The following is a 15,864-nucleotide window of genomic DNA, read 5'->3' as shown; positions in this document are numbered from 1 at the left end:
GGAGGTTAGGCTTAGTGAGCTTGAAACAATTTGAAAAAGGAGAATGCCTCTACGCTAATCCCCTTTCAAATCAAGAAGATTTAAAGGGTTGGAAATTAGAAGGGAAAGCCAAGATAAGTTTTGAACATAATCGTTTGCATTTAGAAAACGAACTAGACCCTGATCTTTTTGGGGATCATGCACACTGGGTTTATTGGTGTCCAATAGATTTTCCGGACAAAATTATTATGGAGTGGGAATTCTATCCTTTACGGGAGCCAGGTCTTTGTATGTTCTTTTTCGCTGCAGCCGGGCGAAAAGGTGAGGACCTGTTTGATGAACAATTGCCGGTTAGAAATGGTCTATATCCTGAATACCATTCAGGTGCGATAAATGCTCTGCACTTATCTTATTTCAGGCATAAATATGCAGATGAAAGGGCGTTTCGCACGTGTAATTTACGGAAAAGCTTCGGATTCCACTTAGCAGCCATAGGAGCCGATCCATTGCCGCCTGTAGAGGATGCCCTCCCGCCTTATCATTTGAAATTAGTAAAATATGAAGGGATGGTCCAGTTTTCCATTAATGAATTGGTAGTACTTGAATGGGAAGATGACGGTCAGACATACGGTCCAATTTATGGAGGAGGAAAAATAGGCTTCAGGCAGATGGCTCCAATGAAAGCAGCCTATGCTAATTTGGTTATTCATAAGGCAATTCTAAATTAAATACTTTTATTAGATAAATAGGGGGAATGGAGCATGCAGATGAAAGGGGCAATCGGTGGATTTTATAAGCTTTGTGATTGGATTATGAAGCTTGCCTTCATAAATCTATTATGGATGGTTTTTTCCATTTTAGGTTTAGTTGTATTGGGTTTCTTTCCTGCAACGCTGGCAATGTTTGTCGTTATCCGGAAAATGCTGATGGGTGACTTTGATATACCCGTTTTTAAGACCTTCCTGGAGTCTTTTAAAAAAGACTTTATTAAAAGTAATCTGCTCGGTCTTATCTTGTTCATTCTAGGGTACTTTTTATATGTAGATCTTCATTTAATAAGAACCACGGGTGGACTGCTTAATTTAATCTATTATCCTGCACTGCTTATCTGTCTAGGGTTTGTTTTAACTGTATGTTATGCTTTTCCTGTTTTTGTCCATTATGATTTGAAGGTACATCAGGTATTAAAAAGTTCTTGTTTTATCATGTTGATGAATCCGCTTTCCACTATTCTAATGGTGATGGGGGGGAGTGCGGTCTATCTTTTAATGACGACCGTTCCTGGATTAATTCCATTATTTAGCGGCAGCACGCTGGCGCTTGTGATTATGTGGTCTGCTTTTTTTGCCTTTTCGAGAATACAGAGAGTCGAACAGGCTGCTGCTTCAAGAGTTGGGGAGGCAGCACTAAACAAAAGGAATGGGTAAAATTGTACGAATGGTAATTCACGGAAATCAAAAATCAATGGAGCCTATAAATAAAAGAAAATTTAAACTTGGTATGCATGTTGCAGCCAAGTTTTTTTGTATTTTAAGGTTTTTGAAATTAAAGCGCCTTCAATTTTGAGGGGAGGTATGCAATAATAGAATTAATACAATCGTGGTTATCGCTTTAGGTTTGGAGTGTTCTAAATGTTATTAAAAAATATTGATAGAAATAAAGTAAAACGTTTTTGGTGGAAAGGAAACTTCCATCGAAATAGCTTTATTATCATCTTGCTCATTGCTAGCATTCCAGGACTGATTACTGGCTTATGCATATATTGGTTTGGGGTTGGTAAAGTTGAAGATGAGCTTCGGGCTTCCAATGCCAGCCAAATCGTCCAACGGGCAAAGAATATGGATGAACAATTTCAATATATAGAGGAGTATACGACCCATTGGGTATTTGAACCTAGATTTGGGGAAGCACTAAAAAATATTGATTTTGTAAAGCAATATAATGAAACCTATGATGTTACCAAAACCTTATCATTATTGCAAGGAAGCCATAATTTGATAAGTAATGACGAATTGTATTTAGATTTGGATCAACCAATCTTATTTAAGCCACAGTACAATATATTAGATGAAAAACAGAAAGCTTTTTATCATAGTTTACTGTCAAAAGGAATAAAACTTCATTGGGTAGAGTACACCCAAACTAAAGGGCAAAGATCACCAGCTCTGGCTTTTGTCAGTCCTATTCCAATAACCAGTAAAGAGCCATTTGGCGCTTTAATTGTAACCATCGATCATAAGAAAGCACTTCAACTATTAAAGACATTAACGCCTTATGAAAATGGGGCAGCTGTCCTATTAAATGATCAAAATAATGTAATACTATCTTCTAACAGTACTAATCAGTCCAATTTTATTAATGTGCTAAAAAAAGAAATAGAAAAACACAAGGAAAACAGCGGATCTTTTTCATTTAAATATAATAGTAGCATTTATTCCATCTCATTCGGTCATTTTACAAGGATTAATTCAAACTGGACATATGTCTCAGCTGCGCCCATGTCATCAATTACAGCACCAATTGTATTTGTGTCAAGATTAATCATTATTATTAGTAGTTCTGCTCTTATTCTAGCAATCATTTTGTCATGGTTCACATCAATAAAACTTTATGCACCTGTCCGAAAACTGGTCAGAAATTTGGTTGGAGAAGAAACAGATAGCTGGAATCAAGCCGGTAAAGATGAATTTTCCATCATAGAACAGCAGTGGAGAGAGATGTCGCAAAAAAGTGATTTGCTGCAAGATCGGCTTTCAGAGCAATTAACAGACCTAAAAGATAGCTTTATCTTTCAATTAGTCCAAGGGTATCTATTCCATTATGATGATGAGGATTTACGTCAGCGTATGGAGACATATGGGTGGAATGTAAAAAATCGTTCTTTTATTGCTTTGGATATTCAACTAACTGGCTTGACCGATTCCAAAGAAAACTTCTCCACAAGCGATGATGGACTATTTACATTCATGGCGGCCAATATTATGGAAGAGTTTGCAAAAGAAATGTTTGAGCAATTTAATGTAATAAACTTTTCAGATTTATCAGTAGGGATGTTAGTGATTTATCATCATGATGACTCAATCCGAGAAAAGTTACATCGTTTTGCAGAGAATGTAACAGAGGCTGTGAATAGAATTATAAAATTGCAGGTAACGATTACAATTAGTGAAAGAACCGAAAGTATAAAGAAAATACCTTATATTTTTGAAGAAGTAAGGACGGGAAAGCGGCTTAGAACGTTTGAAAACATTAACCAGGTTATTGACTTGGAGGAGTACAAAAATAGTAAAAATAATATTGAGTTCCATTATCCGTTTGCAACTGAAAAAGAAATCATTCAAGCTATTCGAATGGGACAACTTGATGAAATTGAAGTGTTAATTAAAAAATTCACCCAAGAATTAACTTGTAGAGAAATTAGTGAAATTTACATTCAACAGGCTGTTATTCAATTATATAGCAGTATTCAGCATGAAATATTGCATTCAGGGATCCATCCGAATGACTTATTTGAAGGAAAAAATATGTTTGAGGAACTCTCTCAGATACGTGATGTGGATAGAATTAATCTCTGGTTTATAAATGATGTAATCAGTCCATATATTCAGAGACTCGAAGGTCGTATGAATATAGAATTAAAGAGAATAATAGAACAGGTAGTAACTAAAATTAATGAGAATTATATGTACGATATTTCTTTAGAAAGTTGTGCGGATGAAGTTGGTACCAATCCTTATTCTCTTAGTAAAGCATTTAAACAAATTGTTGGGATTAATTTTATTGATTATCTAACCCAACAAAGAATTGAAAAAGCAAAAGAACTATTGATACACTCAGATATGAAAATCAATGACATTGCTGAGGGTGTAGGTTACAGACATAGTTACTTTAATCGGATATTTAAAAAACAAATCGGAATTCCTCCTAGTCAATTCAGAAAGCTTAACCAAGACATTAACTAATTAACGCTAAAAAATGATGGTTAATTTAAATTAATCATCATTTTTTATTTTGAAAGTAATATAACCCCCATTGTAAGCTAGAATCTAAACAATGGGGGTGCAGTTCAATTCATTTTCATTTTATTATTTCGAAGCTTGACTATTCCAAGCTTTTATTAACTGGTTGGCATCTTTTATTAATTTAGTTTTGAGAGCTTCGGTCACCTTAGTTTCTCCACTAAGGTGCTTAACAAAATCCTCCATTAGATTTGCAGCCTGTTCAGGTCTGCCTTTGTCCAATTGATGCTGTGCTTGATCTAAATTATTTTTTAATACAGTAAACGCTGGATCATTTAGCTCAAGCCCTACCGTATGTTTTATCGCTTGCAGATTGGCTGTATAGTCGACACCCGGTGCTTTTATGTTACCGGCTAGGACAGAATCTTTAATATCTTCGCCAAGGTAGAAGCCGAGATGAGGAGGCTGATTATAGCCGCTGTTTTGGAAGCCAATCCCGTTTCGATATAAAGGATCCTGCATGAGCGTATAGAGTCTGTATGGTGTGGAAATCGTTGTACTAAAGATTCTAAGCTCGGAATCGTCTGTTGTCGGCAGAAGAACTTCTTCACGCCAGTCACCCAGAATATCTGCTTGCAGTGTTGGCGTAGCCTTTGTTCCATTATTACTGTGAACATCTGCAAATTTTTTTAGAAGATCGACTTTACCTGTTGTTTCATTGTATTTTGTAATGGAGGTATCATCCAGTAATTCCTGCAACAGGTCGCCATCCCAATACAGCGCGAAATTAGTAGAAAGTCCTGTAGGTTTTTTCGATAATTCCATATTGCCTTGGACATTATAAACGCCTCCGCCTGTTTCAGGAGTGGTTCCGGCAGCTCCCCAGAACTCATAACCAGGGCTTGAAGTAATGTTGGCAGCTAAGCCACGTCCCGCGTCTGTGTAGGCGTAATATGACATTAATGTTTCACCTGTTGCAGCATCATGCAGCTCCTCAGAAGCAACAGCAGGGATTTCATGTACTTCCATGGCACTAAGTCCTTCGCGGGCTGGATCAAATGCACCCAAATGTTGGGCATCACCATGTGAGCCCTGTTCACGTCCCATCTCACCATCCATGGCATAAAGGATGCTGCCATCCTGATCGAGTGTTAATGAACCGGCGACAATTTCATCAAAGCCATCATTATCGACATCTCCAACTGATAGATTGTGGAAGCCTAAGCCGCCACCTCTGCCTGCTTGGTCAGAATCAAAAGTCCATTCTTGTTTAAGCTTGCCATTCTCTAGAGTATAGGCAACAAAAGTTGTACGTTCATAATACCCTCTTCCGAAGATGGCGCTTGGGTGTTTACCATCCAGGTATGCCAATCCGGACAGAAAACGGTCAGAACGGTTATACCATGAATCACCCCATGAAAGGCCTCCTTCTCCTACTGGGTAGGCATAATCAATGGTATCAATGACTTTTCCGGTTTCCCCATTAAAAACGGAAATATATTCAGGTCCTCCGATGATATGGCCATTTGAGCCAATATATTTTCCATCATCGGCCGGGTTGCCAATTTCACTGATTACCTTGCTCTTGTCGAATTTTCCGTTTGCCGCTCCGTATGTTTTTGTACCGTCAGCCGTTTTAATCATGAATTCATCTTTTCCGTCACCATCAAAATCGGAGATGACAAATTGATTGTAGTGGGCACCAGAAGTAAGGTTATGTCCCATATCCATCCGCCAAAGAAGCGTTCCATCCAATTTATACGCATCAAAAATGGTTGGGCCCGTGTAACCAGTAAAAGAGCTGTCGATCGCGTTAGATGGATACCATTTTACAATCACTTCATACTGGCCATCACCGTCTAAATCGCCTACCCCCGAATCATTTACCGAGTAGGTATAAGACTCGCCGTTAGGGATTGTCCCACCCTCAGGCTTTTGCATTGGGATTGATAAATAATCCTTATCGGTTGCTTGTACGTCATTTTTCTCTGTCGATTTCCCATTTACAAGCGTTTCAACTGTGTAAGTATCCCCTGAGGTACCCTCAGAATCCTTATAGTTTGTAACCTCTAACGGTTGCTTATTTAATTTTTCTCCATTACGGTAGATATTGAATGTCACATCTTTATTAAATTCATCTGCAAGCAAACGCCAGCTAACGAAATTACCCGCATCTGATTTAAGAGCAATTAAACCCCTGTCAAGAAACTCCGTCTGTCTGTCGGATTCAGAAGGAGTCAGCCGATTGTAAACATAGATTTTTGCAGATTTATTAAAGGAGTTGTCGATCCCGTCTGTTTTAGCAAGGGTACCTTTAAACTCATAGACTCCTGGTTTACTAGGATCCCAAGCTTTATCACCAACGTTTTCCCACTTGGTTATGGCCACTTCTTTTTTACTATTATCTGCAAGCGTTACTCCAACCGTTTTAGGAAGACCGATGGAAGAGATGTCCGTTGTTGTTTGATCCACATAAACACGGTGATATGCTAATTTATCTACCAAATAAAGTGTGTTATTGGGAACCGGTACATTGGAAACCTCGAAATTATCAAGGAACGTATCCCATGTTTCATTATTTCCAGCTGTACGAACCCCGACCAATTTAATAGCTGCGATCGAACCATCAAAGGATGAGCCCTCTAATGAAAAGGTATGGTCTTCAAGAGGATTACCTTGTTGATCTGCAATATTGATCGTGACGGAGTTGTTTTTTATATCAAAATGAATGTCAAATTGATACCATGCTTCCATTTTTGAAATACTTGATACTACAGTAGGTTGACCTTTTGCAAAATAGCTCAATTTTGAATTATGGGTATTGTTTATTGTAAAGACAATATTACCGGAACTATCAATAAGTCTAAATTCGCCGCCATTTTCATCAGGATTGGCACCTTTATCATTAATCTTTCCCGGATACCAGTCAAATTTTATACGGATATCGCTTCCTTTAACCGCCGAGGCAAAATTCTTTGTAGCAACACGACCGCCTTTTTGATCAACGATGCTATATTCAAGCTTTGGTGTAGTATTTCCACCTATATTATTATTGTTTAGGGATACAGCAGCACCCGTTGTGGAAAACCCCCATAGATCATTATTATCGAAATTAGTACTAGATAAGACGTTATAAGGACTGGATGCAGTTTCTGCTGCCGCATATGGCAGGCTTGAAAAAACTAGACCTACTGTCGCAGCAATCGAAGCGATTCTCTTTTTCTTTTTATTTTTTCCCACTTTTCATTTCACTCCTCTGTTTTTTGGACCAAGGATTTTAGTTTTTCATGCTGAAAGTCTTCCCTTGAAAACAATTGAATTTTCCTGTTTCTTTTTTTACATGGGACACGTTCACTCTGATGCATTGGTCAAGCATGTATGTCCCTTCTTTAAACCTCATTTGACCTTTCAAAAATTCCCCCTTTTAGAAAAGCATATACATGACTCCAGTTGTTCCTTCGGACAAGTTCTCAAATAGAAGTAAGACAGTACTGTTTTCCGAACCGCACTCGTGTGAACGTTTACAATTTTGTGTGAAAAAACAGTAATATTTCACTCTTCTTTTTTTGAACGTCCTTTAAAACAAGGAATCTATTTTGAGTTTATAGTAACTTCCTTTGGACAACCCGTATATCATACATTTTTGTATGATAAAAAATAAGCCTTTTGGATTAAGTCCTTTACAGTGAAAACAATTTTTGTGCTTAATCGGCAAAAAAGTATTATTTGGTTGGGAGAGCGAATTAAAAAAGTTTCATTGTTGGAAACGCATTCATTGATTAAAGTAGAAAGAAAAGGAGGGAGTGAGTGGAAAGGATGTCATCTTACTTTCATAGAAATGAGAGTATTTATGCAAAGCTAGGCGATCAAATAGAAGGGATTTTGTCTACTATTTCTGACAGATATATAGGAAGTAATCCCCCGCACCCAATAACGTACAGGGCTTTCTGTAAAAAAGGGTTCCTTCGTGGAAACGATTACCGATATCTAATGAATTTAGGCGATCGATTCCCGGAGGCAAGAGTTGGCCAATGGGTCTACACCTGGGCAAAAATATGGAGCGATGAACCAAAAGAGGTTGCATTGGGGCTAAACTGCCTTGGACCTGTCCGGTTTTACCTTCATAACGAGCTAGTCTTTAAATCTAGTATTGTTGAGGAAACCAATCCAAATAGAAGAACGAATTTCCGTGTCAAGGTGGAAAAGGGATGGAATCACTTCATCCTGCAATTCATGAAAACACCTTCGGGATTTGGAGGAATTTTTGGAACAGGATCTTTTAAAAGGTTTCCGATGCATTTTATTTCACCATCGAAAGAGCGCGATGGTCAAGAAGGATGGATCTATACAGAACCATTGAATCGTGAATTGGTCCAGCTGCCTGGAGAGGGAACGTTTGAATCTGATTTTGATGTGAAGTGGCTGCCAAATCTAGCTTGGGAGCGTGAAGAGCCTCAACTCTCTAGAATGTATGGGAGAAATGAAAATACACAAGCCCTCGCTTGGACGAAGCTTGTCAATAAAAAGCCGGGTATCAGTACATATAATCTGAAAGGGGAAAACAAAGGTCCAATTGAATTAATTATCAATGGTGAGAGTGTTTATCGTTCAACAAAAGATCAGGAATTTCAGGTTTCTGTCGATCTTCCATTAGGTGAACATCAGGTAGTCATCAAAAGCATTTGTCCAGGAAAAGAGTGGGGGTTTCAGCTTGATGGAGTAGGATTTAGCCTTCCGGTGCCTATCGAAGGTGTCAAGTCTGAGTGGCTTTATTCAGGTCCTTTTTCATTGTCAACACCACTTCCATTAGCAGAAATATTAAGGATGGATACTTTAATGGAGGGTGTTGACAGTCCGGCCTATTGGCGACTAGACATGCCTGATACATGGGTGCGGCCATACTTGGAAAATCCATCGTTCGGGAAATGGGATTATCCTCTTGGAGTTACGTTATACGGATTACTGAAGACAGGAAAAGAGTTGAACCGCCCGGACATTGTAGAATATGCTTCGAGACATATTGAGACTTGTACGTCCTTTTATCAATATTCCCTCTGGGATCGTAATCAGTACGGTGCAGCGGGAGTGAATACCCAATTGTCGGCGATTGATAGTTTAGATGATTGCGGATCTTTTGGGGCAACAATGCTCGCAGCCAATCAAATATCGCCTATCCGCCATGCAAGGGAGGTTGCCGATGATATTGCGGACTACATCTCCAATAAACAAGACCGCCTGCCAAATCAGGCATTATATCGCAGATTCGGCAGTGTAGAATTTATGAAAGATACGGTTTGGTGTGATGATTTATACATGAGCACACCGTTTCTCTCCCGGTATTACGAGGAAACCAAAGATAGAGCTTATCTTGATGATGCTGTTAACCAATTCTTACGTTATAAGGAACTTTTATTTATTCCGGAAATTAACATTATGTCACATGTCTACGATTTCAAATTTAACACGGCAACAGGAGTTCCTTGGGGGCGCGGAAATGGCTGGGTTCTCTTTTCACTTTCCGAACTTCTGGCAGTATTGCCGAAAAATCATTCCGAGCGGGATGAACTATTAACCTTTTTTAGAGAGCTATCAAAAGGGTACCTTGTATTGCAGGGGAAAAGTGGCCTATGGCATCAGGTGTTGACCGACCCGGAATCCTATGAAGAAACATCGTGCACCTCCATGTTTATTTACGCTTTTGCAAGGGGAATCCGCTACCGCTGGCTCGATCAACCTGAGGAATATATCGAAGCAGTTTTCCGGGGCTTTGAAGGACTTTCCAAAGTGGGTATTGATAATCATGGAAATGTCTACGGTGTATGCCAGGGCTCTGGTTATGCATTTACAAATGATTATTACAAACATGATTTGACATGGATTCTAAATGATACACATGGAATCGGAATTGTTTTACTTTCAGGCATAGAAACTTTAAAGTTGAAAAAATGGCTTCATGAATCATCAAATAATCCAATCGAAGGGAGAGTTTTACATGGCTGATCAAGTGAAAAATGTAAAAATAGCTTATATTGGAGGAGGATCTCGAGGCTGGGCCTGGGGTCTGATGAGCGACCTTGCATCGGAGCAGAGTATTTCAGGGACAGTGAAATTGTATGATATCAATTATGAGGCAGCACAGCAAAATGCCATTATTGGTAATCGATTACTTGACCGTGATGATGTAGTCGGACACTGGGAGTATGAGGCAGTAAAAACATTAAAAGAAGCCTTAAATGGTGCCGATTTTGTCATTATCTCCATCTTACCCGGGACATTTTTGGAGATGAAATCAGATGTCCATACTCCAGAACAATATGGCATCTATCAATCTGTCGGGGATACAGTAGGGCCAGGAGGCATGGTCAGGGCGTTGCGGACCATTCCGTTATTTGTGGAGATTGCTAACCAAATTAAAGAACATGCACCAAATGCTTGGGTGATCAATTATACAAACCCAATGAGCCTCTGTACAAGGACTCTCTATCATGTATTTCCAGAAATAAAAGCAATCGGCTGCTGTCATGAAGTATTTGGCACACAAAAATTGCTTGCTTCCATGTTAGAAGACTTAGAAGGAATTAGAAATGTACATCGGAGTGACATTAAAGTCAATGTTCTGGGAATTAATCACTTTACGTGGATTGACCAGGCATCCTACCAAAATATTGATTTATTTCCTTTATATCCAAAGTCCGTAGATAAATACTATGAGTCTGGATTCGAAGGGAAAAATACAGGAAATTGGTTGAATGATCATTTTGCATCGGCACAGAGAGTAAAATTTGATTTGTTTAAAAAATTTGGGATGATTGCAGCTGCGGGTGATCGGCATTTAGCAGAGTTTATGCCGAATACTTGGTATTTGCAAAGCCCTGAAAAGGTGCGGGAATGGAAATTTGGTTTGACTCCGGTAGATTGGCGGATAGAAAAAGGGAAAGAACTTTATGAAAAAGGCAAGCGCTTGGCCTCAGGGGAGGAGTCTTTCATTTTAAATCCTACGGGTGAGGAAGGCGTTCAGATGATTAAAGCTCTTCTCGGATTAGGGGAGATTATTTCAAATGTAAACTTCCCAAATAGGGGACAAATGGCTGGGGTACCAGAAGATGTAATTGTGGAAACGAATGCTGTGTTTCGTTACAATAGTGTGCAGCCAATTCATTCGGGAGAATTGCCAACATCGATAAATAATATGGTCTTGCGCCATATTCATAATCAGGAAATGACACTTAGGGCAGCCATGGACTGTGATAGACCATTAGCTCTGAGCGCATTTAAACAGGATCCCCTTTTAAGCTCGATTACGCCAGAGGAAGCGGAAGAACTCTTTGAAAAAATGTTGTTTAATACGAAAAATTATTTACCAGGCTGGGAGTTTGAAACCGTAAAAAAATAAGACTAATAGAAAGAATACCTTGCATAAAAAAACTTGCAGGGATTATTCATTTATACTATTGAAACATAAAAAAAGAAGAGGTGAGCAGGATGCCAAAAGTAATTATGACTTTTCCAGAGGGAAAGCATAAAGTGTTAACGATGAGTTACGACGATGGCAGGGCGGCGGACAGAAAATTGGTGGAAGTTTTCAATCAACATGGAATAAAAGGCACATTCCATATTAATTCTGGTTTATTCGGGACTGGGGATCGTATTCCCCAAGAAGAAGTCTTAGGGCTTTATGAGGGGCATGAAATTTCCGCACATACCTTAACGCATCCGACCATTGCCAGGTCACCAAAAGAGCAAATTGTCCAGGAAATAATCGAAGATCGAAGAAATTTGGAGAAAATAGCCGGTTACACTGTAAGAGGATTATCTTACCCTAATGGCTCCTATAACCAATTAGTAAAAGAAATGCTTCCTTATCTAGGAATTGAGTACGCCCGGACGGTAAAAAGTACAGGGGAATTCTCGATGCCTGATGATTTTTTTGAATGGAACCCAACATGTCATCACAAAAGGGACTTGCTCAAGATAGCGGAGGAATTTGTAAAACTCCATAAAACCCAATATTTGTATATGATGTATGTTTGGGGGCATAGCTATGAGTTTGAGGATGATCAAAACTGGGATTTAATCGAGGATTTTTGTGCATATATAGGGGCACGAAGCGATATTTGGTATGCAACCAATATTGAAATCGTCGCCTATATCAAGGCATTTCAGAACCTCAAGTTTTCGGCTGATAGCCATTTTGTTTATAATCCATCTGCCATGTCAGTTTGGTTGAGCGTAGACAGTCAGATTGTCGAAGTAAAAGCTGGCAAACAAGTTAATTTAGTACAAGCCTAATTAGAATAAAATGGGAAATATAGGATATAGGACCACACAATGATTATTATTCGTGTGGTCTATTTTCTTTTATAGGAAAAGAGTATGATTGCTGGAAAACTATAATCATTTTATTTAAAAGCTGGAACTAGATTTATATACATATTCCGATGGTTTGCCTAAAAAAGAGGCTGAACTTCCCTATTGTTCTATAATCTGAAAAGTTTAAATTGATTTAAAAAATTTGTAGAATGATATACAATATAGAAATATGGTGACGCTTTCAGTATGCGAGCATTTATAAACATTCAGGAGAATAATCGAATGAAAAAATTCTTTCATCTATTGAAAAAAAATTATGCCAATCTCCAAATTAAGTATAAACTGTTTATTTTAGTTTCTTGGATTATGATTAGTTCGCTTCTTTTTACCTTTTTTGGTTTACAGTATGCCTTTCAAAATTATGATGAACAAATTTATAGTAAGTCCTCGCAAGTATTAAGTACGTCCTCTAATATCATTGAAAATGAACTGCAGAAAATGGAGGATCTTTCTTACAACATCCTGACAGATCCACAGATACAACAATATTTATCGAGTAACAGCGGTAAGAGTACCGAGTATGAGAAATATCGCATTCATACGAACATGGTAGATAAATTATTGAGTTATGTTAACAACGAGAAATATATCCAGTCCCTCATCCTCATCGATACAAACGGTGAAGAATACATTGCTGGACCTAGACATTTTACATTGCCAACTGACCAAAAAAGAAAAATTATTCGAGAAGCAATTATTGCAGACGGCAAAAATATTTGGGTGAATCCGCAAGGGGAAGACTTTACGATTGTTACAGCTCGTGAGATAAGACAATATAAGAATCTAACTTTTGAACCACTAGGTACGTTAATTATTAATATAAATATGGATAAATTAGTCAGCAGTCTTTTTGGAGGTTCAAGCAAAAAAGATGGTGAATTCTTAATTACTAATAATCAAGAACTAATCTATCCGAAAGAATCAGCGGGCTTTCTACAAGAGATTGCCCTTTCAATTAAAGAGAAGCCTGGGTATCAAATAAAGAAAATTGCCGGCAAAAATTATTTCCTCGTTCATATTAACTCGCATTATTTTGACTGGAGTTATGTCAATGCAATTCCGTTCAATGAAATCTTTAAAAATATTAGTCTTATTAAAACTGTCTTAATCCTTATTTTTATATTGATGTTTTTTATCGTCACGATTCTTGGAATCAGGTTTGCCAGAAATATAACGATTCCTTTAGAAAATTTAGTAAAAGGCATGCAGTATGTTCAGAACGGAGATTTTAAAGAAGCACAAAAGGGATTTTTGAAATCATCCTTTTTGTCAGAGGATGAGGTTGGAAAATTACATAAAAATTTTCAAAGTATGACGCAGCAAATTGATGAACTCGTCAATGAAAATCTTTCAAAGCAGCTTACCATTAAAGAAACCGAATTTAAAGCTCTGCAGGCACAGATTAACCCGCATTTTTTATACAATACCTTGGAATCAATCAACTGGCTTGCCAAAATGAATGATCAAGACCAAATATCAAAAATGGTGGAAGCACTGGGTTTCCTATTACGCAATTCAATCAGCCTAAAAAAACGGCTTATTCCAATGGAAGATGAATTAAACATTGTCAAAAATTATATTGTTATACAAAAATATAGATTCGATGAAAGACTAGACTTTAAGATGCAGGTTGACTCTGATCTTTTTGATGTCTATATTCCAAAACTAACCTTACAGCCTTTGGTAGAAAATGCGATTCACTATGCACTCGAGAATATGGTAGACGTATGTAAAATCCGCATATATTCCGATTTATATCAAGACCGTTTTCAACTTATCGTAGAAGATAATGGTCCCGGAATGGAGCCAGCCTTTTTAGAAAAATTAAGAAAAGGAGAAGTGAAAACAAGGGGGCAGGGAATTGGCTTATCAAATATAAATGAACGGATCAAACTCTCATTTGGTAATGATTATGGGGTGAAAATTGAAAGCGAGCCTAATAATGGAACCAAAATAATCATCGTTCTGCCATATGATAGGGGGGAAAAACATGTACAAAGTAATGTTGGTTGATGATGAAAGAATCATAACAGAAGGTATGTCAAAAGTAATTAAATGGGAATCGATTGGGACGAGCCTAATTGGTACCGCTAAGAATGGACTTGAAGCATTCGAAAAGATTAAACAAAGTAGACCGGATATTGTCATAAGCGATATTAAAATGCCTGGAATGAATGGCCTTGAATTAGTTGCAAAGGTTCATGAATATGATCCAGAGATTCGATTTATCTTGTTATCAGGATTTAGTGAATTTGATTATGCTAAACAGGCAATGGTGTTTGGAGTAAAACATTACCTGCTTAAACCATGTAATGAGCATACCATCATGGATGCATTAAAAGAAATAGGAGAGGAACTAAATCAAACCAGAGAGCGCGAACAATTTATAGAGAGAATGAAGGATACACTTAAAAATGTCCTTCCCTATGCCAAAGAACAATTGTTGAAGGAATATGTGACCAATGTTTACGAAAATCGCGATTTTGAATACTATCAAAAACTTCTCCAGTTAGATTTGGAGACGCCAAAAGTTCGGTTAATGTTATTCCAAATAGAGGGTGAATTTGAATTTGAGCATCTGTTAGCAATAAAAAACATTGCAGAGCAGATTTTCAAAGAACATGTCCTTAGTTGTTCAGTAGGAGAGTTAAATTTACTCCTTATAAATAATGAGGTAGAAACCAGTCTGATCCATCAGAAAATGGAACAAATAAGAAAAACGTTTTACCAATATTATCAACTTGATTGTACGATTGCTGTTAGTGAAACAGGAAGAATCAGCCAGGCCAATAAATTATATAAAGAAGCACTTGATTGTCTAAATTATCGCTTTTATTTAGGAGAAGGCAGCATCATTACGAAAGAGGACATAGAGTATAAAAATAATAAGTTCCATGAGGAATTTTATTATGATGATCAGAAATTCTGCCGGCTTGTCAAAACCGGATGCTGGGTTGAAGTTGAGGAAGAGATTACCATCTTTTTTAATTACTTAACTGAATTAAGATTTGATATAAATGCGACCAAATCATATGTCATTCAACTTTTTAATAGCATGATACGACTATGTGATTCAAACCAAATGAATGCTTATTTAATCAAACTTTCACTCCTTTTGGAATTAGAGACTATTCAAAGTATGAAGTCTTTTTTCAAAGAAATGGCCGAGGAAATAACGAGTGGTTTCTATCAACAAAATAAGAATAAACATTCGGCCATTATTAGTAGGGTACTTGAAGTTATTGAAAATCATCTAGCCGACCCTCAGCTTAGCTTGCAGTGGGTGGCCAATGAAATGTTATATATGAATGCAGATTACCTTGGAAAGCTGTTTAAAAAAGAAACAGGTGAAAAGTTTTCTAATTATTTAACCAAGGTCCGAATTAGTAAAGCAATCAGCATGATTGAAAATGAAAGCGATGTAAAAATCTTTGAGTTAGCTGAAAAAATTGGGTTTGGGGAAAACGCACAATATTTTAGTCAGGTTTTCAAAAAACAAACAGGTTTTACGCCATCAGAATACAAAAGGGAAACTGTCCAAGGTTTGTAAAATGAA

General features: G+C 37.6%; 9 protein-coding genes. 8 read left to right on the top strand and 1 reads right to left on the bottom strand.

The window, feature by feature from the left end; all coding sequences use genetic code 11:
* The first annotated feature begins 14 nt into the window (after nucleotides 1-14).
* The 3 genes from GXK58_RS05910 (at nucleotide 15) to GXK58_RS05900 (ending at nucleotide 3,941) form a co-directional block, all read left to right on the top strand.
* On the top strand, nucleotides 15-707 hold the full coding sequence (locus GXK58_RS05910) for a DUF1961 family protein (protein ID WP_160720739.1): 693 nt from the start codon (nucleotides 15-17) through the stop codon (nucleotides 705-707).
* Nucleotides 708-740: 33 nt separating this feature from the next.
* Nucleotides 741-1,406: a YesL family protein gene (locus tag GXK58_RS05905; RefSeq protein WP_160720738.1), complete on the top strand. Its 666-nt coding sequence runs from the start codon at nucleotides 741-743 to the stop codon at nucleotides 1,404-1,406.
* 204 nt (nucleotides 1,407-1,610) lie between these two features.
* Nucleotides 1,611-3,941 carry an AraC family transcriptional regulator gene (locus GXK58_RS05900; protein WP_160720737.1) on the top strand — a complete coding sequence of 777 codons (2,331 nt, stop codon included), beginning with the start codon at nucleotides 1,611-1,613 and terminating at the stop codon, nucleotides 3,939-3,941.
* A gap of 123 nt (nucleotides 3,942-4,064) precedes the next feature.
* Here GXK58_RS05900 and GXK58_RS05895 read toward each other — a convergent pair whose 3' ends face one another.
* A complete protein-coding gene (locus GXK58_RS05895) occupies nucleotides 4,065-7,178 on the bottom strand; it encodes a rhamnogalacturonan lyase family protein (RefSeq protein WP_160720735.1) in 3,114 nt (1,037 codons plus the stop codon).
* Between the two features lie 576 nt (nucleotides 7,179-7,754).
* Here GXK58_RS05895 and GXK58_RS05890 point away from each other — a divergent pair.
* The 5 genes from GXK58_RS05890 to GXK58_RS05870 all read left to right on the top strand — a co-directional run bounded on the left by GXK58_RS05890 (nucleotide 7,755) and on the right by GXK58_RS05870 (nucleotide 15,858).
* Nucleotides 7,755-9,938 carry a glycoside hydrolase family 88/105 protein gene (locus GXK58_RS05890; RefSeq protein ID WP_160720902.1) on the top strand — a complete coding sequence of 728 codons (2,184 nt, stop codon included), beginning with the start codon at nucleotides 7,755-7,757 and terminating at the stop codon, nucleotides 9,936-9,938.
* Nucleotides 9,931-11,331, top strand: a complete 1,401-nt coding sequence (locus GXK58_RS05885; RefSeq protein ID WP_160720733.1) for a family 4 glycosyl hydrolase — start codon at nucleotides 9,931-9,933, stop codon at nucleotides 11,329-11,331. Before GXK58_RS05890 ends, GXK58_RS05885 begins: the two co-directional genes overlap by 8 nt.
* An 89-nt stretch (nucleotides 11,332-11,420) precedes the next feature.
* Nucleotides 11,421-12,227 (top strand): polysaccharide deacetylase family protein, encoded by an 807-nt coding sequence (locus GXK58_RS05880; RefSeq protein ID WP_160720731.1) that lies wholly within the window; start codon nucleotides 11,421-11,423, stop codon nucleotides 12,225-12,227.
* A gap of 303 nt (nucleotides 12,228-12,530) precedes the next feature.
* On the top strand, nucleotides 12,531-14,321 hold the full coding sequence (locus GXK58_RS05875) for a sensor histidine kinase (protein ID WP_160720729.1): 1,791 nt from the start codon (nucleotides 12,531-12,533) through the stop codon (nucleotides 14,319-14,321).
* Nucleotides 14,299-15,858 carry a response regulator transcription factor gene (locus GXK58_RS05870; RefSeq protein WP_160720727.1) on the top strand — a complete coding sequence of 520 codons (1,560 nt, stop codon included), beginning with the start codon at nucleotides 14,299-14,301 and terminating at the stop codon, nucleotides 15,856-15,858. Before GXK58_RS05875 ends, GXK58_RS05870 begins: the two co-directional genes overlap by 23 nt.
* Nucleotides 15,859-15,864: the final 6 nt, after the last annotated feature.

The organism is Bacillus sp. USDA818B3_A (genome assembly GCF_009928415.1).
GTDB lineage: Bacteria > Bacillota > Bacilli > Bacillales > Cytobacillaceae > Neobacillus.
This window is presented reverse-complemented; position numbering and strand designations above follow the sequence as displayed.

Coding starts and splice junctions, on each gene's coding strand:
- GXK58_RS05905 (WP_160720738.1), top strand. CDS start 741: ATGCAGATGAAAGGGGCAATCGGTGGATTTTATAAGCTTTGTGATTGG.
- GXK58_RS05900 (WP_160720737.1), top strand. CDS start 1,611: ATGTTATTAAAAAATATTGATAGAAATAAAGTAAAACGTTTTTGGTGG.
- GXK58_RS05890 (WP_160720902.1), top strand. CDS start 7,755: ATGTCATCTTACTTTCATAGAAATGAGAGTATTTATGCAAAGCTAGGC.
- GXK58_RS05885 (WP_160720733.1), top strand. CDS start 9,931: ATGGCTGATCAAGTGAAAAATGTAAAAATAGCTTATATTGGAGGAGGA.
- GXK58_RS05880 (WP_160720731.1), top strand. CDS start 11,421: ATGCCAAAAGTAATTATGACTTTTCCAGAGGGAAAGCATAAAGTGTTA.
- GXK58_RS05875 (WP_160720729.1), top strand. CDS start 12,531: ATGAAAAAATTCTTTCATCTATTGAAAAAAAATTATGCCAATCTCCAA.
- GXK58_RS05870 (WP_160720727.1), top strand. CDS start 14,299: ATGTACAAAGTAATGTTGGTTGATGATGAAAGAATCATAACAGAAGGT.